Source organism: Paenibacillus harenae, from assembly GCF_030812415.1.
Lineage (GTDB): Bacteria > Bacillota > Bacilli > Paenibacillales > Paenibacillaceae > Pristimantibacillus > Pristimantibacillus harenae_A.
On record NZ_JAUSST010000002.1, the window covers coordinates 977,304 to 999,964 of the forward strand.

At 53.4% G+C, this 22,661-nt stretch carries 17 protein-coding genes; 16 read left to right on the top strand and 1 reads right to left on the bottom strand.

Annotation, left to right across the window (positions count from 1 at the left end; translation table 11 throughout):
* The first annotated feature begins 106 nt into the window (after positions 1-106).
* The 5 genes from lepB (at position 107) to J2T14_RS09410 (ending at position 7,022) form a co-directional block, all read left to right on the top strand.
* Positions 107-652: a signal peptidase I gene (gene lepB / locus J2T14_RS09390; RefSeq protein WP_307470108.1), complete on the top strand. Its 546-nt coding sequence runs from the start codon at positions 107-109 to the stop codon at positions 650-652.
* A gap of 16 nt (positions 653-668) precedes the next feature.
* A complete protein-coding gene (locus J2T14_RS09395; RefSeq protein WP_307470112.1) occupies positions 669-1,622 on the top strand; it encodes a DUF4184 family protein in 954 nt (317 codons plus the stop codon).
* Positions 1,623-1,809: 187 nt separating this feature from the next.
* Complete coding sequence (locus tag J2T14_RS09400; RefSeq protein ID WP_307470114.1) at positions 1,810-3,288, top strand: sensor histidine kinase; 1,479 nt, start codon at positions 1,810-1,812, stop codon at positions 3,286-3,288.
* Positions 3,266-3,961, top strand: a complete 696-nt coding sequence (locus J2T14_RS09405) for a response regulator transcription factor (RefSeq protein ID WP_307210360.1) — start codon at positions 3,266-3,268, stop codon at positions 3,959-3,961. Before J2T14_RS09400 ends, J2T14_RS09405 begins: the two co-directional genes overlap by 23 nt.
* A gap of 31 nt (positions 3,962-3,992) precedes the next feature.
* Complete coding sequence (locus tag J2T14_RS09410) at positions 3,993-7,022, top strand: efflux RND transporter permease subunit (RefSeq protein WP_307470117.1); 3,030 nt, start codon at positions 3,993-3,995, stop codon at positions 7,020-7,022.
* Between the two features lie 85 nt (positions 7,023-7,107).
* Here J2T14_RS09410 and J2T14_RS09415 read toward each other — a convergent pair whose 3' ends face one another.
* Positions 7,108-7,530 carry a cupredoxin domain-containing protein gene (locus J2T14_RS09415; RefSeq protein ID WP_307470120.1) on the bottom strand — a complete coding sequence of 141 codons (423 nt, stop codon included), beginning with the start codon at positions 7,528-7,530 and terminating at the stop codon, positions 7,108-7,110.
* Between the two features lie 157 nt (positions 7,531-7,687).
* Between J2T14_RS09415 and J2T14_RS09420 the strand changes: the two genes are divergently transcribed.
* The 11 genes from J2T14_RS09420 to J2T14_RS09470 all read left to right on the top strand — a co-directional run bounded on the left by J2T14_RS09420 (position 7,688) and on the right by J2T14_RS09470 (position 22,598).
* Positions 7,688-8,509, top strand: a complete 822-nt coding sequence (locus J2T14_RS09420) for a VanW family protein (protein ID WP_307470123.1) — start codon at positions 7,688-7,690, stop codon at positions 8,507-8,509.
* A 76-nt stretch (positions 8,510-8,585) separates the two neighbouring features.
* Entirely contained in the window at positions 8,586-8,927 is a 342-nt protein-coding gene (locus J2T14_RS09425; protein WP_307210348.1) for a DUF3889 domain-containing protein, read from the top strand.
* 79 nt (positions 8,928-9,006) lie between these two features.
* Positions 9,007-9,318, top strand: coding sequence for a YbjQ family protein (locus J2T14_RS09430; RefSeq protein WP_307470126.1), 312 nt, complete (start codon positions 9,007-9,009; stop codon positions 9,316-9,318).
* A 275-nt stretch (positions 9,319-9,593) separates the two neighbouring features.
* The gene (locus tag J2T14_RS09435) at positions 9,594-11,975 is read left to right on the top strand and encodes a DUF4350 domain-containing protein (RefSeq protein ID WP_307470128.1); all 2,382 of its coding nucleotides are present in this window, start codon (positions 9,594-9,596) and stop codon (positions 11,973-11,975) included.
* Positions 11,976-12,055: 80 nt separating this feature from the next.
* A complete protein-coding gene (locus tag J2T14_RS09440) occupies positions 12,056-12,988 on the top strand; it encodes an ABC transporter ATP-binding protein (protein WP_307470419.1) in 933 nt (310 codons plus the stop codon).
* Entirely contained in the window at positions 12,985-13,881 is an 897-nt protein-coding gene (locus tag J2T14_RS09445) for an ABC transporter permease (RefSeq protein WP_307470131.1), read from the top strand. The genes J2T14_RS09440 and J2T14_RS09445 overlap by 4 nt, the downstream gene beginning before the upstream one ends.
* A gap of 70 nt (positions 13,882-13,951) precedes the next feature.
* Complete coding sequence (locus J2T14_RS09450; protein WP_307470134.1) at positions 13,952-15,700, top strand: hypothetical protein; 1,749 nt, start codon at positions 13,952-13,954, stop codon at positions 15,698-15,700.
* Positions 15,701-15,712: 12 nt separating this feature from the next.
* Positions 15,713-16,702 (top strand): AAA family ATPase, encoded by a 990-nt coding sequence (locus J2T14_RS09455; protein WP_307470137.1) that lies wholly within the window; start codon positions 15,713-15,715, stop codon positions 16,700-16,702.
* The gene (locus J2T14_RS09460) at positions 16,699-17,682 is read left to right on the top strand and encodes a DUF58 domain-containing protein (protein WP_307470140.1); all 984 of its coding nucleotides are present in this window, start codon (positions 16,699-16,701) and stop codon (positions 17,680-17,682) included. Before J2T14_RS09455 ends, J2T14_RS09460 begins: the two co-directional genes overlap by 4 nt.
* Before the next feature lie 43 nt (positions 17,683-17,725).
* Entirely contained in the window at positions 17,726-19,708 is a 1,983-nt protein-coding gene (locus J2T14_RS09465) for a vWA domain-containing protein (protein ID WP_307470143.1), read from the top strand.
* Positions 19,692-22,598 (top strand): VWA domain-containing protein, encoded by a 2,907-nt coding sequence (locus J2T14_RS09470; RefSeq protein WP_307470146.1) that lies wholly within the window; start codon positions 19,692-19,694, stop codon positions 22,596-22,598. The genes J2T14_RS09465 and J2T14_RS09470 overlap by 17 nt, the downstream gene beginning before the upstream one ends.
* Positions 22,599-22,661 lie beyond the last annotated feature (63 nt).

A 22,661-nucleotide genomic window follows, 5' to 3' on the forward strand; every position in this document is an offset into this window, starting at 1 on the left:
ATCGACCTCAAAACTGTCACTTGCTATTTTGCAAGCGATTGAGGAAACTTTATCCAAAATGGAACGTATTAATCATAGTCATATCGGACAAAGAGGTGAGCGTCAAATGAACGGGAAAGCAGCAAAGGGAAGCAAGTGGAAGAAGGAATTAAGGGATTGGTTGTTGTCGCTTGCGATTGCGGTCATCGTTGCAATGCTGTTCCAGAATTACGTTTACGCCCAGTCCCAGGTTCATAATGTATCGATGCAAAATACGCTTGTGGCCGGCCAACGTCTCATTGAGGATAAATGGTCGTACCGTTTTCACAATCCCGAGCGCGGCGATATCGTCATCATTAACGGGCCGGAGAGCGAGCTTCGTCTCGTGAAGCGGGTCATCGGATTGCCGGGCGACGTTATTGACATTCGCGGCGGAGAAGTATACATAAACGGCGAGAAACTATATGAAGACTATACGAAAGGGCAGACTTTCGCGGGCATGTATGAATTGCCGTTCACCGTCGAGCCCGGTTATCTATTCGTCATGGGCGATAATCGCGAGCACAGCATGGATAGCCGCGAATTAGGCCCGATTAAGCTCTCTAGCATCGAAGGCAAAGCGGTGTTCCGCATATGGCCTATTAATAAATTCGGCGGCTTGAACGATCGCTAGAAGTGGAGTGTAAATCATGCCATTCACCTTGGCGCATCCGTTGTACGCCGTACCGCTCCGCAGGCTCGTTCCGTCGCTTAGCATCTCGGGTCTCGTTCTTGGAAGCATGGCGCCAGACATGGAGTATTTTGTCGCGATGCAGCCTTATCGGTCAATAGGGCATTCCTTCATTGGTTTCCTAGCCATCGGATTGCCTCTAAGCATAGTTATTGCAATAGCGTTCCATTGCGTCATTGCACCTAGACTGCATACGTTTATGCCCGTTATCGGCGGGTTTAATCTGTTTGTCCAACAGCAATTGTTGCCGCGGCGTTTGGCAAAAAAGGCTGATTGGGCTTTTTTTGTCCTTTCGTTATGGATCGGGTTTATGACCCATGTGTTTGTCGATCATTTTACGCATAGCGGAGGCTGGTTCGTGCAGCGTATGCCTGCGCTTCAAGGCATCGTTGCAGGAGAGCCTGTCCACCACTGGCTGCAGCATTCGCTTTCCGCGCTTGGATTAGCCATTCCGGCCATCCTGCTATTGCGCCGTTGGCGCAGATGGTACCAGCATGCGTTTAGCGAGGGATCTTATGCACCGTCCCATGCATGGCCATTCACTCGGCGTAGCGATCCGTGGAAGCATGCGTTACTGGCAATCGTTTGCGCTGCTCCATTCCTGCTTGGCAAGTTATTGCTATCCGGGCAGTGGCTATCGATAAGCCTATGGGCTGTTGCACCGTTAACAAGCTTCTGCATAGGGCTGTATTTCGCTTCGCTACTTATTGAAGGGGGCGGTAATCGGAAGAAGGATGCCGCAGCGCACAAGCTGGTCGCAATTGCTGCGCCTTCATTGGTTTTTCTCATCTACGCTTTGGTCGATAGAAGCGGGGAGCGACCGCTTATGATATGGATTGGCTTCATTTGGCTGTTGTCTGCTTCAATCCTGACGGGAGCGATAATAGGCTGTCGAAACCGAATGAGAAAATGACATTAACTATTAATGTGATAAATAATTAATCCAATAAACCAATAAATTTAAACCTCAAGAAACGTAATAATTTCGTAAGAAATGGTTACTAGTTCGTTTAGAATTAGCCATTATGATAAAAAATAGATCGACGCATATAAACAGTGAATTTGCATGATGAATAAGCAAAAGGCAGGGCGTGTATCGATTGTCCATTAAAGTTAAGCTGTACATGTCTTACTTGGCGATGGTCATAGTGCCGTTTATCTTAATGATCGGTTTCATGATGTTCGTATTTTATGCAGGAGGCATGCAGGACATTAGGCAATATTTCGAAGTCGAAAAGGCGGAGAAGATGAGTCAAATGCTGATCTACGGCGAGCTCTCGTACGTCATCGAGAATGATGCGGACAAGCTGAACTCGGAGAGCTATCTGAACGATCTGCAGTCGAGACTCAGCGAGCAATGGGCGGGACTGCTCATTACGAAGGAAGGGAAGCTCGTCTCGATTCCTCCTTTCCTGCAGGTGATGTCGCCGGAACAAGACTGGCAAAAGTTGATTGACAATCCTCCGGAAAAAGCAACGCTTGGCTTGTTCCGGTTCGAGACGGACGCCTTCAGCTTCCATTATCCGGACGGCAGCGAAGGAGTGATGCTGCTGCTTCGCCGATATGACGTCGTTCCACTCTTCTGGCGTCCAGCAGGCACGGCAATCGGTCTGGCATTCGTCGCGTTGACCGGCTTATTGCTGACGTATTTCGTTTCGCGGAGCATTATCCGGCCGATTGAGCAGCTTAAGACGGCTGCTCTGCAGATTAAAGACGGCGACCTTTCGCAGCAGCTTGTCACGACAGGAAGAGGAGAGATCGGGCAACTGAGCGCCGCCTTCGAGGCTATGCGAATAAGGCTAAAATATTCGATCGACCAAAGCCTGCAGTACGAGGAAAATCGGAAGATGCTGCTGTCGCATATCTCGCATGATTTGAAGACGCCGATCTCCGCGATCAAAGGTTATGTCGAAGGCATTATGGACGGCATTGCGAACACGGACGAGAAACGCGAGCGGTACATGCAGACGATCTATCGGAAGGCCGAGGATATGGACCAGTTGATCGACGAGCTTTTTCTGTTCTCCAAGCTGGACTTGCAGACGGTCGCCTTCGATTTCAAGACGCTTGATATTTCCCGCTATTTGGAGCATTTTCTGGAGGAACAGCGGTTTGATCTGGAGAAATCGGGCGTTACGCTGCACTATGAAGCCGCTGCCGAGCTTCCGATTATGATTGCCGCGGACCCCGATAAGCTTAGCCGGGTACTGACAAATATTTTGAATAATTGCGTCAAATATATGGGACAACAGGCGGATGGCGGGGAGAAGCGAATCGATGTAAGCATGCGGGCGGAAGATCGACATGTTCTCATCGAGCTTGAGGATACAGGTCCAGGGATCGAAGAGGAGGATCTTCCTCATATATTCGATCGCTTCTACCGCGCCGAACAGTCGCGCAATTCCGAGACCGGCGGCAGCGGTCTGGGACTTGCCATTGTCAAACAAATAATTGAAGGGCATGGCGGTGTCGTTTGGGCTGAAAATGCGATCCATGGCGGTGCGCGCTTCTGCTTGAAGCTCCCGCTAGCGACAACGCCTAAAGCGGTGACGGAACATGAAGAACATACTCATCATTGAAGACGAGAAGGCGATTGCCGAGCTGGAACGCGATTATTTGGAAAGCTACGGATTTGGCGTGCATATCGAGGGCCGGGGAGATATCGGCTTGCAGAAAGCGCTTGAGGGCGAGTTCGACCTCATTATATTAGACGTGATGGTACCGAAGCTGGACGGCTTCGAGATATGCAGGCAAATCAGGCAATCGCACAACATCCCCATCCTCATGGTAACTTCGAAGAAAGAAGATATCGACAAGATTAGAGGGCTGGGGCTAGGAGCTGACGATTACATGACGAAGCCCTTCAGTCCCAGTGAGCTTGTAGCAAGGGTCAAAGCACATTTGGCAAGGTATGAGAGATTGACGGGAGACCGGTCAGGCGGAGAGAGGGGAGAACAAATTCGCATTAGAGGCTTGCTTATCGACAAGCCTTCCAGAAGAGTGACGATTCATGACAACGAGTCGAGTCTGACCTCGAAGGAATACGAGCTTCTGCTTCTGCTTGCTTCGAATCCGAACCGCGTATTCGAGAAGGAGGAGCTGTTCGAGCGAATATGGGGTCTTGATTCGAACGGGGACGCAGCTACGGTTACGGTTCATATTCGGAGGCTGCGCGAAAAAATAGAGCATGATCCGTCGAACCCGCAATATATCGAGACGATATGGGGCGTCGGTTATCGCTTTAAAGTATAGACAGACAGATAAATAATGAGGAGTGAGAGGCTTGAAAAGCATTATCCGATTTTCTTTGAACAACAAATTTGCTTTATGGATCTTGACCGCGCTGGTCATGTTCGCCGGTCTTTATTCCGGATTGAACATGAAGATGGAGACGATGCCGGATATTACGATACCGATCGTCAACGTTACGACGGTGCTTCCGGGCGCAGCCCCGGAAGAAATCATGGAGAAAGTAACGAAGCCGATCGAGCAGCGGACGAGAAACTTAGAGGGCGTTAACGTTGTCAGCTCAACGTCCTATGAGAACGCGTCGTCCGTCGTCATCGAATACGACTATGAGACGGATATGGAGAAGGCGGAGACGGAAGTCAAAAGCTTGCTAGCCGACATAGCGCTCCCTGAAGGCGCTCAGGATCCGCAAGTATCCCGGATTAGTCTGAACGCATTCCCTGTTGTGTCGCTTAGCTTGTCGGATGAGAAGCTGACTCTTGAACAATTGACGAAGCTGGTTCAAGCGAGCATTTTGCCTGAGTTGCAAGGTATCGAGGGCGTAGCCAGTACGCAAATGTCCGGCCAGAACGTCATGCAAGGCGACCTTACATTCAAACCAGAGGCGCTTGCGCAATACGGCCTGAACGAGGATATGGTTAAAGGAATGATTCAGGCATCGGCCATTAAGGCACCGCTTGGCATCTTTGAATTCGGCGATTCGGAGAAAGCGATTGTCGTTGACGGCAACGTTGTCACCGAAGACGATCTGAGAAACCTGATCTTGATGCCGAATGTGAAGCTCGGCGATGTAGCGGATCTGAACGTCGGAGGCAAGGCTGAATCGATCTCCCGTACGAACGGTCAAGACGCGATCGGCATTAACATCGTGAAGGCAGCCGATTCGAATACGGTCGATGTCGTTAACAATGTGAAGGATGCAATCAAGGAGTTGGAGCAGGATAATGACGGTCTTGTCATCCTCACCACGCTTGACCAAGGCAAGCCGATCGAGGATTCCGTCCATACGATGATTAACAAAGCGCTTATTGGCGCAATCTTCGCCGTCATTATTATTCTGATCTTCCTGCGCGACATTCGCTCGACGATTATTGCCGTCGTATCGATTCCGTTGTCGATCTTGATCGCTTTGTTTATTTTGAGTCAGATGGACATTACGCTTAATATTATGACGCTTGGCGCGATGACGGTCGCCATTGGCCGGGTCATAGACGATTCCATCGTCGTTATCGAGAACATTTACAGAAGGATGTCGCTGAAGGGCGAGAAGCTGAAGGGCAAAGAACTCATTCTGGATTCTACGAAAGAAATGTTCGTTCCGATTATGTCCTCGACGATCGTTACGATCGCGGTATTCCTGCCGCTTGCTCTCGTATCGGGTATGATCGGCGAGATCTTCATGCCGTTCGCGCTAACGATTGTGTTCGCACTGCTTGCTTCGCTGCTAGTTGCGATTACAGTCGTGCCGATGCTGGCGCATATGATGTTCCGCAACGGACTTAAGCCCGGCAAGGAGCACCATGATAAGCCGGGTCGTCTAGCAGAGTGGTACAAGAAAGTACTAAGGGTATCGTTGAACCATAAAGTCATTACTTCCCTTATTGCAGTGTTGCTGCTCGTAGGCAGTCTGTTCCTAGTTCCGGTAATCGGTGTCAGCTTCATTGCCGGCGATGAGCAAAAGAGTGTAATGGTCACTTACAATCCGGCACCGGGCGAGACGCTTGAGCAGGTGAAAGCGATGGCGCTTGAAGCCGAGGAGCTGTTGCTGGCTCGCGAGGACCAAGGCATTGATATTGTTCAATTCGCGGTAGGCGGATCAAATCCGTTCAGTCCTGGCGCATCGAAGCAAGCGCTATTCAACTTAACGTTCAATGATGATACGAAAAATTTCGTAGAAGAGAAAGAAAAGATCGTACCGCTTCTGCAAGAGCTTGGCGGCAAAGGCGAGTGGAAGCAGCAAGACTTCGCCGCGGGCGGACTTGGCGGTTCAGGTTTGTCGATGCTCGTATACGGTCCGGACATGGATACGATCACGCCAGTTGTGGAGCAACTGACAGCGAAGCTGACAGACAACCCGGATTTGAAAAAAATCGATTCGAGCTTGTCCGAAACGTATGAGCAATATCGCATCGTTGCCGATCAGTCGAAGCTGAGCCAAAACGGCTTGACCGCCGGTCAAATCGCGATGGCGCTAAGCCCTGTTCGCGAGACGCCGCTGCTGACGACGATCGAGGTGGACGGCGAAGAAGTTAATGTCTATGTGAAAGTCGAACAGAAGACATACAAAGAGAAAGCCGATCTTGAAAATGTGATGTTGAAAACGCCAATGGGCACGGAAGTAGCGCTTAAGGATGTCGTTACGATCGAGGAAGGCGAATCGCCGAATACGATTACGAGCCGCGACGACCGCATCTATGCGGAAGTATCTGCCGAAGCGACAAGCTCCGATATCGGAGCAGTATCCGCTGAATTGCAAACGATGATTGATGAAATGGAGCTTCCTGCCGGCGTTAACATCGAGATGGGTGGAGTGACGGAGCAAATCAACGAGTCGTTCATGCAGTTAGGTCTTGCCATGTTAGCTGCAATAGCCGTCGTTTATCTCGTGCTTGTCATTACGTTCGGCGGCGCATTAACGCCATTCGCGATTCTGTTCTCTCTGCCGTTCACGGTTATCGGTGCGCTTGTCGGCTTGTTCCTGGCTGGCGAGACGCTGAGCGTTACGGCGATGATCGGCGCGCTGATGCTGATCGGTATCGTCGTAACGAACGCGATCGTCCTCATCGACCGCGTTATCCACAAGGAGAAAGAGGGCTTAAGCGTTCGTGAAGCGCTGCTTGAAGCAGCGGGAACGAGGCTTCGTCCGATTCTGATGACGGCCATCGCAACAATCGGCGCATTGCTGCCGCTTGCGCTCGGATTCGAATCCGGCGGCTTGATTTCCAAAGGCATGGCGGTAACGGTAATCGGCGGCTTAACAAGTTCTACGCTGCTTACGCTGATCTTCGTACCGATGGTTTACGAGCTTGTGAACCGCAGAAAGAAAAAACAAGTTCAAGAATAACGGTAACAACCTTGCTCTATAAATGAGAAAGCTGACCCTGGCCATACGGCTATAGGTCAGCTTTTTTTATAAAGAGATAGGTTGATCAGGAAACCGTTAATTTGCCTACCATGTCCGCATGGCCGGAGCCGCATTGGATGGAGCAGTGGAAGTCGTATGAGCCTGCTTTGTCGACGGTGAACGTTGCGCTCTCGCCGTTTTTCAAATTGACGTCGAAATCAGGTATTTCAAGACCATGGTTTCCGGTGTCGTTTTTCAACGTAATCGTTACTTTATCGCCGGCGTTCAACTTGATATCCGGTGGATCGAACTCGAAGTTTGCGGCATTCACGGTGATCGATTTTGTTTCTCCGCCGCCCTCTCCGCCAGCCTCTCCGGCATTCTCTCCGGCCGGAGGCGTCGTGCCGCCGTTGTTATTGTTGGTGTTATTGCCGCCGCCGCAGCCGCTTAATGCCATGACTGCAGCCAAAGCGGTGACCGTTAAAGTCAGCGCTAGCTTCTTCTTCATGCTGTATTCCTCCTCATGTAGTGCTGATGCGATGGCGGTATAGCCATTCCGTCTTCCTATAACTTTCCCTGCAATACCAGCTTTTAAACGTTGCAACCATTTGCAGAGCCTCTTCGTTATAACAAGAGATAGATTGGAACGAAGAGGGGGATCAGCAATGCTTGAAGCGATGAAGCATCGCCCGATCCAGCGATCGAAAGCCAGATTGCTGGCCGGCAAATGGTGGTTCACGATCAAACGTTATGCGTCGTGGCTATCCCCGAAGATACGTATCGCCAAGGACCGTTCGGTTAATAGCGCCGCTTATTGTATTTTCACGCATCGGACGCCATTATTCCGGGAGCTTAAGGAAGTCGATCGATGGCTTCATAATAATAAGGCTGTTAACTTGAAGCTGGCAGCTGGCAAGCTGGACGGTTTATTGCTTAAGCCCGGCGAGACGTTTTCGTATTGGCGTACGATCGGGAAACCCACAAGAAGCAAGGGCTACGTGGAAGGAATGGTGCTGTTTTACGGCGGTTTTAAGACTGGGGTAGGCGGCGGTTTATGCCAAATGTCGAATCTTATTTATTGGATGACGCTCCATACCCCTTTGACCGTTACGGAGAGGCATCGTCACAGCTACGATGTATTTCCCGATGTGAATCGTACGCAGCCGTTCGGAAGCGGGGCTACATGCGCTTATAACTACCTCGATCTGCAAATTAAGAATACGACCGATACAACATATCAATTGCGCGTAAGGGTTAGCGATAATGAGCTTATCGGGGAGTGGAGAGCGGAATTACCCGAATACAGGCGCTACGAGGTATACGAGAAGGAGCATCTTATGGCTTCACAGCCGTGGGGCGGCTATATTCGCAGCAATGTTATCCACCGCAGGACGTTTAATAGCGACAATCAGTTGATAGCGGATGAATATGTGTCTTCTAACAACGCTCTCATGATGTACGCGCCTCTTCTGGAACAGCCGGTTTGACGCATAGAATGCGAACGGAGAGGTGAACCTATTCCTATTGCTCGAGATACGATAAAAATAGGAAGGTGTCGTTTACATGCTCCGTCATATCGTTATGAAGGCAGTATTCGTCCTCTTGAGCTTCGCGCATTCGGAGGTCATGTCCGGAGAAGAGGTGGCGCTTCATGCCGAACCAAGCTATGCGAAGTGGGGGAAGCTGGCAATGGAGGAGACCGCCAAGGCGTATCATGACGCTTCCATCATCGATTACAAATACGAGGGAAGGCACGCGATGGGCCAAGGCGAGGCCGAGGAGAGCTTTCTGCTATGGCTAAGGCAAGATGGCCGTGAATTCGGCGTTCGCGTCAAAATAAGGATTGAAGCTTCTGCGGACAAGCTTAGAGGAGTCAAGCTGGTGGAGATTCAACCGAATAATTGAAACATGTTTTGACGCATGGACGTATAAGTGGCTAACGGGCGATAGCGCCTCATACTGGTTTTAGGAGAGGAGAAACAATATGTTAATTACGACAACGCCGACCATAGAAGGTCGCACGATTCAAGAGTATTCAGGCGTAGTTACAGGCGAAGCGATCATGGGAGCTAACGTAGTGCGCGACTTCTTCGCATCGATAACCGATATTGTAGGCGGTCGTTCCGGCGCTTACGAGAGCAAGCTGAAGGAAGCGCGGGATATAGCTATTGAAGAGATGAAGCAGCAAGCTTCGCGCCTTGGCGCTAACGCGATTGTAGGTATCGATATCGATTATGAGGTCATTCGCGAAGGCATGTTAATGGTAGCGGTCAGCGGAACGGCGGTCCGAATATAATAAACGGAATGTTGTGTTGGAACGTTCAAAGAAAAAGCGACAATACTGATGCCTTTTGGCGGGTAGTTGTCGCTTTTTTTATTTTCTGTTGTTCTCGTTATTTTCTAATAGCGGTACCAAATAAACTTAGTACTGCTCCTAATCACGAAATAGATATACAATGGATTGGCAACCGATATCCTTTGCAACCTAATGATTGGATAATTCGTTAATAATAAGATGCGCTGCTTGTTATGAGGGGCTTAGACAAAGAGAGGAGTCTGGATGTGAACGGGATGAAAAAACGATTTATGCGAATCACGATGTTTGCCATTACACTGAGCTTGATTGCCGGTATCGTACTGCAAGCTGGAAGCAAGGCGAATGCTGCGCCGCAGGATGAAGGAATAGAGGTTCAGACGAGCATTGGCTATCAAGGAAACGTGAAGCAAAACGAGTGGTATCCGGTACGCTTCAAGCTGACCAACAAGACGGGCGAGGATGTCAAGGGCGAGCTTGTATTGTCGGCTGTGTCCTCCATGAGCAATTCGTCGGTCGATTATGTCGCCAACGCGGAGCTTCCTATGAATACGGAGGTAGAGCTGACTATATCTGTTCCAGGCGATTCGTTATCAAAAAACACGAGCAAAATCCGTTTCTTCAAAGGCCAAATAAAAGATGGCAAAGCGATTCCGATTATCGGCAACGATTACATTGAGACGAGAGTGACGTCGAGCTATACGATCGGCGTCATTTCCCGCGATCCGGATACGCTTAATTTCATGCCGACGCTGAATCAGCGCGGTTACGACATTACGGTCATTCCGATTGCGGAGGACGAGCTGCCTCATGAAGGTATTTTACTAGAGACATTGAATACGATCGTCATTAATGATACTGCTACAAGCAATTGGAAACCAGAGCAAGTGGAAGCTATTAAGGACTGGGTCATCCAAGGCGGGACGCTCGTGCTGTCGGGCGGAGCAGGTTATAGCAAGACGTCGCAGGCGTTCCAAGACATCGCTCCGGTTACAGCCAGCGGTACGGCTGAGTTAACGAGTACCAAAGCTCTGACTGCCTATAGCGGCGGCACGGCACCGGAAAGTACGGGAACGATCACGGTTTCGAAAGGACAGCTGAACGAGGCTCAGTCTCTTCTTTCTGAAGGCGGCATTGAGCTTGCCGCGTCACGGAAGGTTGGCCTCGGCAGCGTCGTTTATGTAGCCTTCGATCCATCGCTTGCGCCCCTTGCAACATGGGCTGGAAGCGCCTCGTTATGGTCGAAGCTGCTGCAAGGAACGTTAGCGCCGCTTACGCAAGGGATGATCAACGTATCCGACAATATGTTTTGGAATTACGGCAACCTGATCGACCAGTTTCCGTCTGTCAAAGCGCCTGAATTTCTATTATTGCTCGCTATGTTCGCTATTTATATGGTTATCGTCGCACCGGTGCTGTATTTCATCTTGGCGAAGAAGGATCGCAGAGAATGGGCATGGTGGCTCATTCCTTCCGTTTCGATCATTACGGGCATCGTTATATTCTATTTTGGCGCTGCCGACAAGCGGGTGATGAGCGCCCATACGATCGAGATTATCGAGATGACGGGTCAAGGCGATGCGGTAAAGAACGGTGCAACAGGGGTGTTCGTGCCAAACGGCGGCAATGTGAAGCTGGCTTTCGACGAACAACGGCATATCGTCGCCTACCCTTCGGAGAATCAATCCGGCACGCTGGAGTTGACCGGCAAAACCCAGCATCGAATATCGGAAGGCACATCGTCCGTGTTGTGGCGCTCCGTACCTTATTGGTCGACGCGCAAAGCGTTGCTGGAGAAGAAAACCGTCCGAGGGGAATCCGGGCAGCTGGATCTTGCCTATTCCAATACGAACGGAAACATTGAAGTCAAAGTTACGAATAACACCGCTGCGGATCTGACGAACGTTTCCTTGATTATGAATGGCAGCGCCCAGCGGATCGGCGACTTGAAGAAAGGCGAGAGCGGCAATGTGGCTTTGCCGAAGTCGTTGAATACCCAGATTGGTTATTATCCGTATGGCGATTTGGTGTTTCCAGGCTCATCCGGCAATAATGGCGCCGACTTCGAATACGCTCGCGAACGCGAGCTCGTTAATATGTATATGAATCGCGACAATAGCGGACTTGCGATGAGTTCGCCATTGATAGTCGGCTTCAGCATCGATCATGATCCTCTCTATACCGTGAACGGCGACATCGTGAAGGCCGATAATTTGACAATGTGGGTGCAGCGGCTTGGCGAAGTGAGACTGGAAGGCAATCGCGTACAAGTGCCGGCCGGCGTCATTCAGCCTATCATTACGTCTAATAACTTGCAGCGAATGGATCATTACGGCAATGGCGTCTTAGGACTTGGCAACGGCGAACTGCAATTCGAATTCACGCTTCCGAATGCGAAACAGGTTAAATACGATAAGCTGGACATTATTTATAACAACCAATACAAGTCAGTCAGCGGCGTATGGAGCATATGGAATGAAGCGAAGCAGCAATGGGTCGAGGCGACGATGCCGTCGCTTACCGATATTGCCGATTACTTAGCGAACGAGCAGTCGTTCCGAATGAAGCTGACGGTAGCATCGGATATGGAGACCACATTGCCGCAGATTGCGTTGGAAGGAGTGACCATTGCGCCATGACGACAAATAAATCAACCATTGAGGAAATGAACGGCGATAACGCCGCTGCTGCTCCGAGCGAAAGGGCGGCAGCCGTGCCGATGATCGAAATAAAGGGGCTTGCCAAGCAGTTCGGAAGTTTCCATGCATTGAAAGGAATCGACCTGACGATTGCGAAAGGGACGGTATTCGGCTTTGTCGGGCCTAATGGCGCAGGCAAGTCGACGACGATGTCCATTCTCGCGACGCTGATGGCGCCGACGTCGGGTTATGCGAAGGTCGACGGCATCGACGTGACGAAGCAGCCTCATGAGGTGCGCAAGCGCATCGGCTACATGCCCGACTTCTTCGGCGTATACGATCAGTTCAAGACGGTCGAATATTTGCATTTTTACGGGGCGAGCTACGGCATACCGAAGGCGGAGCGGGAGCAGCTGATTCCGCAGCTGCTGGAGCTTGTTAACCTTAGCGATAAGAAGGATGCCTATGTCGACACGTTATCGCGCGGAATGAAGCAGCGACTCTGCTTGGCGCGGTGCCTCGTCCATGACCCGGAGCTGCTCATTCTCGACGAGCCGGCATCGGGGCTGGATCCTCGCGCCCGCATCGAGATGCGGGAAATTTTGCGGGAGCTGAAGTCGATGGGCAAGACGATCATTATTTCCTCGCATATTTTGCCGGAACTTGCGGAAATGGTAGATGAGATCGGCGTTATCGAGCATGGCCAGATGATCGCGCAAGGCAATGTCGCCGATATTCAGAACCGGATGCGCGTCAAACGGTTTCTTCATATTCGTTTTCTTGACCGCGAGGACGAGGCGGAAGCTTTCCTTCGCGATCGTCCCTATGTGAACCGGCTGCTGCGCGACGAACGAGGCATACAGGTGCATTTCGGCGGACAAGACGAGGAGCAGTCTGAACTGCTGCATGATTTAATCGGAGCGGGCTTCAAGCTCGTCTCGTACAGCGAAGCGCAGACCAATCTGGAGGACGTATTTCTCGAAATTACGAAAGGAGGCGACGGCGCCCAATGAGAGAGCAAACGGCAGGGAAAAGCGGATTAAGCTGGCGGGCTAAGCTGATTAATCCGGTGCTGAACAAAGAGTTTCGGCTTCGCATGCGGACGCCTCGCTCGATGTGGACATTGTTTTTCTATTTGTTCGCGATCGGCTTAATGGCGCTCAGCGCTATTTATTTGACGCAGGTCATCTCCGGCAGCGGACGGGCGTTCGATCCCGAGACGAGCAAAGTATTGTTCATCTTCTTAAGCTTTGCGCAGCTAGGTCTTATCGCATTCATGGGACCTGGCCTTACGGCTGGCGTCGTAAGCGGCGAACGGGAGAAGCAGACGCTGAACCTGCTGCTTACAACGCAGCAAAGCTCGACGACGATTATACTAAGCAAGCTGGCGTCGTCGCTTAGCTTCATGGTGCTGATCGTGATTAGCACGATTCCGGTATACAGCATGGTGTTTCTCTATGGCGGTATTTCGCCAAGGCAATTGCTTCTCGTATTCCTGTTCTATATTTTCATGATGCTCGTCCTGGGCTCCTTCGGCATTATGTTCTCGACGCTGTTCAAGCGGACGATGATATCGGTCATAGTTACGTACGGCATCACTTTGTTCATGTTCGCGGGTACGGCGCTGTTGTTTTTCGTAATGGTGGGCGTGATGCAAGAACTGTCTCCGAACGCAACGAATAGCTGGATTGGGCATATTCTCGCCTGGAACCCGGCAGCAGCGTTGTATAGCATATTGGATCCGGAAGTATCGCAGCAGGTTTATAATTACCGCAGTATGGGCGGATCGGCTCCTAAGAAACCGTTGCTTACACTGTGGCAGGAGTTTATCGTCATCTACTCGGTTCTATCCGCGCTGGCGTTATGGACGGCTATCCGCAAGCTTCGACCGAGATTAAAGCGTTAGTCGCTATCGATGCTAGCGATATTTAACCATATTAACAAGATGGAATGATAGGAAAGGCGGGAAGGCGGATATGAAGGACAATGTGCTGCTAGAGCTAATGAAGCCGGTACGGCGAAGGCTGACGACATTCACGGTTATCCGCTATACGCTGCTTGGTTTGTTTGGCGGAAGCATTCTAGGCTTGCTCCTTATTGCAGCCAGCCGGATTTGGCCCATTCTTCATGTTCGCGTCTATGTTGCGGCAGCTGCAGGGCTTGGACTATGCGTCGGCGTCGCTATAGGCTGGTGGAAGCGCGCTTCGGTTAGAGAAACGGCGCGGACGATGGATAAGTCGGGGACCGAGGACGCGATCGTTACGGCGCTCGACGGTCTCGAGCGCGCGGATCTTGATGCGCAGCCGATTGTGCGGCTGCAACGAGAAGCGGCAACCGAAGCGGCTCAGCACTATGTCGGCGAGCTGCATGCGCGGTTGCCCTGGCCGGCTTGGAGAAGGTGGCGCAAGCCGGTGTATGGGGTGGCAGCCGCATGGGTGGTGACGGCTGCTATGCTGCTGTGGCCCAATCCGCAGGATGATCGGGCCGAGGCGCTTGCGCAAGCGAGAGATCAGCTTGCGCAGTTGGAGCGCGAGGCGGAGAAGCTTGCCGAGCAGGTCGACGGCGCTTCGCTCCCGGAGGAGGCGAAGCAGGAGCTGTTGCAGCCGCTGGAGGAGCTGCGAAGCAAGCTGGACGCGTTAAGCGGCGATCCGCTAGCGGCGCTGGAGCAGCTGGAAGCTGCGATGCGCGAGCTTGAGAAGACCGCCAATCTGGCGAAGCGGGCGGCGGAGCGGCTTTCGGCTGCCGCCAAGGAGATGAGCGGCGACAACAACTTGCGGCAATTGGCCGAGGCGATGCAGGACCGCGACGCGGAAGGCGTGAGCAAGGCCATCGACAGCCTGCGATCGGAGCTGCAGCGTCTAACGCCGGAGCAGCGCAAAGCGATGGCGGAGCTGCTGGAGAAGCTGGCTGCCGAGCAGCTGCAGCAGGATAGCCAAGGCAATAGCGATCTTGCCTCTGCGCTTAAGCAGGCGGCGGAGCAGGCCCGCGAGGGCGGACATTCCGCGGGCGAGAAAGATGGTTTGGAAGCGCTCGAGGATGCACTTACCCGTGAATTGTCGCAGGAGGAGCTGGAACAACTGGCTAGGTCGATGGCGGAGCGTCTCGGCCAGGAAGGCGAGGAGCTTGCCGGCCAAGCAGCTGCGGCAGGGGCAGAAGTGCCTTCGGCATGGGCCGGAGGATCCGCTGGAGAAGGCAGTTCTTCAGGAACGCCCGCCGGTTCAGGCGGCAATACCGGCGGACAATCGCCAGGCCAAGGCGGCTCGAATCCGAACGGCGGTCAAGGCACATCGCCGGGCTCGGGTCAGGGACAAGGTTCTGGTTCAGGTGCCGGCGCTGGATCGGGTCAAGGAAGCGGCTCCGGGGCAGGCTCCGGATCGGGTCAAGGAAGCGGTTCAGGCGCAGGTCAAGGTTCTGGATCCGGAACCGGTGCCGGATCGGGGCAAGGCGCCGGCGCAGGAATGGGTACGGGCGGGCGCTCGCTCGTTACGACGCCGCGCCATTTGGCCGGCTCGGGCAATACGCAGCAGGATGGCGGCCCTTCAACGGGTGGCCAGACGCAGACCGGCGGCAAGTCGCCGATGATCGACGGCATGACTCGTCCCTACGAGGAAGTGTACAACGAGTATGCGGCCGAAGCGAAGGAGTCGCTGGGAAGATCCCAACTGCCTGTCAGCATGCAGGATAAGGTTAAGCACTATTTTGAACAAATTCAACCTAACCGTTAATAGGAGGCCATTATGATAGAGTCGAAATCGCAGATTGACGAGGCAGCCTCGCGAATCTCATTGCTGAGAGAAGAGATCGGGCGAGTGATCGTCGGACAGCAGACGGTTGTGGAGCAGCTGCTCTGGTGCATGCTGGCAGGCGGTCATGCGCTGCTTGAAGGCATTCCGGGCCTCGGCAAGACGATGCTCGTGCGAACGGTCGCCGATTGCGTCTCGTTGCAGTTCTCAAGAATCCAGTTCACGCCCGATCTCATGCCCTCCGATATTACGGGAACGACTTTGATTGACTTCTCGGCGCAAGGAGCGGCAGCGCAGCGCTTCCAGCCGGGACCGTTGTTCGGCAATCTGGTGCTCGCCGATGAGATCAACCGCGCTACGCCCAAGACGCAGAGCGCGCTGCTGGAAGCGATGCAGGAGGGGACGGTGACGACCGGAGGCGAGACGCATAGGCTGCCTAAGCCGTTCTTCGTGCTGGCAACGCAAAATCCGATCGAGCAGGAAGGAACGTATCCGCTGCCGGAAGCGCAGCTTGACCGGTTTCTACTGAAGATCGGCGTCGACTATCCGAGCAGGGAGGAACTGAAGCAGATCGTGCTCCGCACGTCATCAGTCGAGCAACCGAAAGCTTCCGTCGTCATGGACGGGGAATCGCTGGCTGCCATTGGGCTCATGGCGAAGCAGATTTTGCTCTCGGACGAGCTGCTGGATGCAGCGGTGAAGATGATTATGATGACGCATCCCGGCGAGATGGATGCGCCGGAAGATATAAAGCGGTATGTCCGATTCGGAGCCGGCCCGCGGGCGCTTCAAGCGATTGTCGCGGTGAGCAAGGTACGCGCGTTGAGCGCCGGCCGGATGCATGTAACCTGGAATGATATTCGGGAGACCGCATTTCCGGTTCTGAGACATCGAATGGTGCTTGGTTACGAGGCGCAGGCAATGGGACTATCCAGCGATCGCATGACGGGTGCGATCGTACAGACGATCGAGACGCAGCGATGAGCGCGGATGACAATAGCGTACGGATGCAAAAGCCAAGCGCCGAAGAAGCGTTAAGGCTGCTGTTTCCGGACTTATCGTTGCTCGGCCGTATCGAGCAGCTGCGGATTGCTTCGGCGAGCAAAGTAAAAGGGACGTTGGCAGGCAAGAGACGATCCGTTTCCCTAGGAGGCTCGCAGGAGTTCGCCGATTACCGCCCCTATGCCCCGGGTGACGATGTGAGACGAATCGATTGGAGCGTCTATGGGAGAACGAGAAGGGCTTATGTTCGGCAATTTTGGGACGAACAGGAATTGGTTGTCCATATGTATGTCGATGTATCCCGATCGATGTCTTTCGGCGAACAAGACGCGAATAAGCTTCATTACGCATTAAAGCTTGCGGCTAGCGTAGGCTATGCCGCTTTATGCGGCGACGATCGCGTATCAATCAAGCTATTCAACGACCGCGTCGTCCAGGAGCTCCCTCCCGTGCACGGCAGAGCCGCATCGCCGAAATGGTTTCAATTCATTGCCGATGCGATGCGAAGCTCCGGTACGTACCAGACTTCCGGCCATCCGTCTCCGGAGCTTGATCTGTCTGTCCCGTTTCGGGCTCCAGGTACGTTGCCGCATCGCAGCGGCGTCACATGGCTATTCACCGATGCCATGTTCGAGGAAGGAATCGAAGAGACGCTGTTGTCGCTTCAAGCGGCGAAGCAGCAAGTTGTCCTTTGCCATCTGTTATCGCCCTCGGAGCTAGAGCCTGCGCTGAGCGGGGAACTGAAGCTGATTGATAGCGAGCTTAAAACAGGCAAGGATATAGCGGTCGGCCACCGGCTCCTCTCCGATTACCGCATGGCGGTAACGACATATAGGGAACAACTGGAGCGGATATGCGCCGAACGGGGAGCGACCTATGTTTTCGTGAATACGGGCGTCTCATTGACGGAGACGATACATCATGTGCTGCTGCCGGCACAAGCGCTATCCGGCAAATCGTAATTAGGCATACGCTTGTCTAACCGTTGTGGAAAGGAGGAACAGCATGCAGTTTTTGTCGCTTTCGTCGGCATGGTTTGCGATCGCAATGCCGCTGATTGCCGCTATGTATATTTTGAAGAGAACGTATATGGAGCAGGAAATCGCAAGTCATATGCTGTGGCGAAGGGCGCTGAACGAGCAGGAAGCGAACAGGCCTTGGCAGAAGCTCCGCAGCAGGCTGCTGCTTCTGTTGCAATTGGCGGCAGCGCTGCTTCTCACGCTGGCGCTTATGCAGCCGGTCATCATGAGGACTGCTGCGGCTAGCGGACATGCCGTAATCGTTATCGATCGTTCGGCAAGCATGACGGCTCGCTCGTCCGACGATGGAAGTGGGAGATCGACGAAGCTGGAACTTGCCGTGTCCGAAGCGGAGCAGTGGCTATCCCGCCAACCCGGCAACAGGCCGATTACGTTAATCGCGACCGGCCAACAGCCGGAAGTGGTTCTGTCGCGCACGATAGATCGTGCCGCATTGAACGAAAAGCTGCAGCAGATAACGCCTGCCTACGGAAAGTCGGACAATACGGCTGCCTTATCGCTTGCGGATTCCCTGCTGCTGAATGAGCCGGATGGCGAGCTTGTTGTCTTCACTGACGGTTTATGGCCGGATTTGGCGGAGGCGAATGCGATGCAGTTGCATAGCACCGCATCGTTGACGATTGTTGGCAGCTCTAAGCGGAGCAACAATCAAGCGATCCTTTATTTCGGCATTAAGGCCGATGCCGGCGGCAATGGGAGCAATACGGCAGTCGTAACGGTTAAAAACGACAGTTCGGCTGCACGGAAAGTTCAGCTAGACCTATCGGCCCGGAACGAACAAGGCGAATTATCGATTGCCGCTCAGTCGTCAATCGATATAGCTGCCGGGGAATGGGAGAGCGTTCAACTGACGGGTCTGCCTGCAGCCTCTTATTACAAAGCGGAGCTTCGACCTGCTGCGGACGCGATACATGCGGATAATAGCGCCTATCAATTTCCCGAAACTCCGCGGGCCAAGCAGGCGCTGCTCGTAACGGAAGGCAATCTGTTTCTGGAGAAAGCGTTGCAACTGGCTGGCATACGGACCGTCAAAGTAAGCCCGGATAGCGCTGCGCCAACCGGCGAGATGGCGGAGAAGACGGATTGGATTGTGCTGGACGGCAACGATCAACGTCTGTATAACGACCTGATCTGGGCGAAGCTGTTGGAGGAAAAACCGCTATGGTTGATCGACCATCCGCAAGAGGACGAAGCACGGAGCGAGGTGCCTTCGAACGTTCAAACGATCGTACAGGAGCACCCCGTAACCTCCTATATCACATTCTCTGATACGCATATTAGCAGACTTGCGAAGCCGCCGGCGGAGGAGCTCGGTTGGGGGAAGCCGATTCTGACGTATAGCGGCATTCCGGCGATCTATGCCGGAGAAGAGGGCGGCAAGCCAAAGCTGCGCTTCACCTTCAATCTTCAGGATTCCGATTTGCCGCTCAGATCCGAGTTCCCTGTTTTAATCGTACAAGCGGCAGAGTGGATGAGCGGAGGGTCGCAGCTCGAGTTGGGCGCAGCCGCGGCAGATCAGCTATTGGAATTGTCACTTCATTCCGAAACATCGGAAGCTTATTGGGAAGCCGTAGAGCATATAGACAACTTCTCGGTGCAATTACAGGCAGGTGCAGCACAAACGATGGCGCTTGATTTGAACGCCAACGGCGTTTATGCCGCCCCTTCCGCACCGGGGCTATATCGGCTAGTTGAAATTAACGGCAAAGGAGAGGTGCTCGGCAGGCGTATGCTTGCTGTTCATGCAGATTCAGCCGAGCTTGCGCGGCCGGCGGATGCTTTCGGTGCGCTCCGGCTGGTTCAATCGAGTCCTGCTGCCGATTCGGAAGCTGAAATCGCGCGCGAGCCGAATGAGCAGTCGCTATCATTAGCCGTTTGGGCTGCGGCACTATTGCTGCTCTTGATGGCAGCCGAATGGGAGGTGTACCGGCGTGGGCATTCAAGTTGAAGCGCCTTGGGCACTAACGCTGCTGCTGCCTTGGCTGTTCTATATGGCCTGGATCATACGTACCACGATTCGTTTGAAGGGCGGCCGAAAGATTGCAGCGATTACCTTAAGAGGCATCATTACACTTTTACTCATTGCCATCGTTGCGCAAGTACAGCCGTTCGTCATTGAAAGGCAGCGCAGCGTCGTAATCGTTGCCGACCGCTCTGCCAGTATGCAGGCCGATAAGCAGATCGGCGAATGGATCGCGAAAGGTTGGGCTGCAAGACATGACGGCGATACGGCTGGCGTCGTATCTACGGGCTTGAATGCGGCCGTTGAACGGTCGATATCGAACGAGCTTACGGAAGAAAGCGCAAGCTTTGCCTTCCGAACGACGGTGAATGACCGATTCACCGATTTGTCCGGAGGTTTGCAGTTAGCTGCCGCCATGCTTCAGAAAGAAGGCGGAGGACGGGTTGTGCTGCTCTCGGACGGTGCGGAAAATGCAGGCGACGCGCGGCGTCAAGCGAGGCTGCTTGCCAATGCGGGTATTGCCGTCGATGTCGTCGAGATGCAAACGGAGCCTAAGAGCGATGCCGCTATCGAATCGCTGGACGTGCCCGCGATGCTAAAGCAAGGGGAAACATTCCCTTTCGAAATTGCGATTGCGAGCGCGGCATCGCAGCAAGCAGAGCTGCGGTTGTTTGCGGATAATGAAGAAATATCGGTTACGCAGGTACAGTTGGAGAAAGGCGACAATCGTTTCGTACTGAACAGCATTGCGGTAGAGCCCGGCTATCACCGCTTCAGAGCCGAATTGTACGCTGCAGGCGACGAACAAGCGGCTAACAATACCGCTTACGCCTTCAGTCGGGTTGCCGGACCGCCGCATGTATTGATTGTGGAAGGACAACCGCAATCGTCGGCTAACGTGGAGGCCGCGCTATCCGCTTCGTTCATCGGGCATACGACGATCATGCCGGAGCAGCTCTCCGTCGAGCTGGCTGAGTATGCGAGCTATGACAGCATTATTTTGAACAATGTGCCTGCAACGCGAATTGCCGAGAAGCCGATGGAATGGCTGGGCAAAGCCGTTAGCGATTACGGTGTCGGACTCGTCATGCTCGGGGGCGAGGACAGCTTCGGCTTAGGCGGCTATTTCAAGACGCCAGTCGAGCGGGCGCTGCCAGTCTATATGGATTTGCAGGGCAAGCGGCAAATTCCGTCCCTAGGTCTCGTGCTCGTAATCGACCGGTCCGGAAGTATGTCGGACGGCAAGCTGGAGCTGGCCAAGGAAGCGGCGATAAGGACCATCGAGCTCATGCGCGACGCGGATACGGTTGGCGTCGTCGCCTTCGATTCCGCCCCGTGGTGGGTGGTCGAGCCGGAGAAGCTGTCGAACCGCGATTCGATTATCGAACGCATTCAAGGCATTCAATCCGAAGGCGGAACGGAAATCTACAACGCGCTGAAAGCAGGCTACGAGGGGCTTCTGGAAGTGGATGCCCAGCGGAAGCATATGATTTTGCTTACGGACGGACAGTCGGCGACGAACCCCGGTTATGAAGCATTAACCGATGCCATTGTCGATGACCAAATGACGCTGTCCACGGTCGCGGTAGGCGACGGAGCGGATCAGGTTTTGCTTGAACGGCTGGCTAAGGCCGCCAAAGGGCGCTTCTACTTCACCAAAGATCAAAGCACGCTTCCGGCGATATTCAGCCGTGAGACGGTAATGATGTCTCGCACGTACATCGTGGAGCAGAACTTCACGCCTGCCATCGCTCAAGCTTCCGATTGGAGCAAGCTATGGAGCGGCGGCGTGCCAACCGTTAACGCCTATATCGCCGCATCGGCGAAGGAAGCGGCTGAGGTCGCTCTACTGACGCCGGATGGCGATCCGCTGCTTGCTCGTTGGCAATACGGCTCCGGCCGCTCCGTTGCTTGGACGACAGACGTAACGGGCAAGTGGGCGCGCGAGTGGGTGCAGTGGCCGTCTTTTCCTAACGTGCTGACCGAATGGGTGAAATGGACGTTCCCGCAATTTGTGAACAATCCTTACTCGATTACGACCGAGCAAGACGGCGGTCAAGCCACGTTGAAGGTTCGTTCGGAAGCCGGTGCCGGATCGTTCGGTAGTGCCCTGTCGGCGGGAATCGAGGACGAATCGGGCAGCTATACCATTCGACGATTAATGCCGACCGGGCCGGGAGAATACGAAACCTCATTGCAGGCGACAGAACCTGGCGTTTACCTGACCCAGATTGGGCGGCAGGCAGTCGGGAACGCGATTGAAGGCGGTACGACCTCTGCCTTCGTTATTCCTTATTCGCCCGAATACCGGTTATCGAATACGGACGGCGCGGAAACGATGGCCCAGATTGCCGCCACAACCGGCGGACGGAAGCTGCTTATGGACAATCCGCAGGCGTTATTCCAATTCGAGCCGTTAGAAGCTCGCAGGACGGTTGATATAACGAATAAGCTGCTGCTCGCCATTTTGTTGCTTTGGTTGGCAGACATCGCTTTGCGAAGGCTGTCACTGCCTTACGGACGTCTGCTCGAATGGGCCGGAAAAATATTTAAACTACGAAACGGCCGAAGAAGCGGTCAAGCGTTGGACGCTTCAGCCTCGGCGAGCGCCGTAACGAGGTTAAGGAAGCGCGCGTCGGAAGCAAGCCGCTTCTATGGCGGCAATGATACGGGAAGCGCAGCACATCAGACAAATGAAGCACAGAAGGAAAACGCAGCGAACCCGGTCAAACCAGCTGCAACGTCGAGTGCAGGCCATTCATCCGCATCCACAGGCCATGCAGTTGTAGATAGGAGCGGCCGCGCGGAGCAGGATCCGGCTGCAGATGGCACGATCAATCGTTTGCTCGCGGCCAAAAACAAAAATCGAAGATGAATGTATTGTTAAGGCTCGTTAAGCAGCCATTCTCGTTCATATGGACATGAGCGTTCGCACGCG

Coding starts and splice junctions, on each gene's coding strand:
- J2T14_RS09395 (WP_307470112.1), top strand. CDS start 669: ATGCCATTCACCTTGGCGCATCCGTTGTACGCCGTACCGCTCCGCAGG.
- J2T14_RS09435 (WP_307470128.1), top strand. CDS start 9,594: ATGAAAAAACGATTTATGCGAATCACGATGTTTGCCATTACACTGAGC.
- J2T14_RS09445 (WP_307470131.1), top strand. CDS start 12,985: ATGAGAGAGCAAACGGCAGGGAAAAGCGGATTAAGCTGGCGGGCTAAG.
- J2T14_RS09465 (WP_307470143.1), top strand. CDS start 17,726: ATGCAGTTTTTGTCGCTTTCGTCGGCATGGTTTGCGATCGCAATGCCG.
- J2T14_RS09440 (WP_307470419.1), top strand. CDS start 12,056: ATGATCGAAATAAAGGGGCTTGCCAAGCAGTTCGGAAGTTTCCATGCA.
- J2T14_RS09450 (WP_307470134.1), top strand. CDS start 13,952: ATGAAGGACAATGTGCTGCTAGAGCTAATGAAGCCGGTACGGCGAAGG.
- J2T14_RS09455 (WP_307470137.1), top strand. CDS start 15,713: ATGATAGAGTCGAAATCGCAGATTGACGAGGCAGCCTCGCGAATCTCA.
- J2T14_RS09425 (WP_307210348.1), top strand. CDS start 8,586: ATGCTCCGTCATATCGTTATGAAGGCAGTATTCGTCCTCTTGAGCTTC.
- lepB (WP_307470108.1), top strand. CDS start 107: ATGAACGGGAAAGCAGCAAAGGGAAGCAAGTGGAAGAAGGAATTAAGG.
- J2T14_RS09415 (WP_307470120.1), bottom strand. CDS start 7,530: ATGAAGAAGAAGCTAGCGCTGACTTTAACGGTCACCGCTTTGGCTGCA.
- J2T14_RS09430 (WP_307470126.1), top strand. CDS start 9,007: ATGTTAATTACGACAACGCCGACCATAGAAGGTCGCACGATTCAAGAG.
- J2T14_RS09460 (WP_307470140.1), top strand. CDS start 16,699: ATGAGCGCGGATGACAATAGCGTACGGATGCAAAAGCCAAGCGCCGAA.
- J2T14_RS09420 (WP_307470123.1), top strand. CDS start 7,688: ATGCTTGAAGCGATGAAGCATCGCCCGATCCAGCGATCGAAAGCCAGA.
- J2T14_RS09405 (WP_307210360.1), top strand. CDS start 3,266: ATGAAGAACATACTCATCATTGAAGACGAGAAGGCGATTGCCGAGCTG.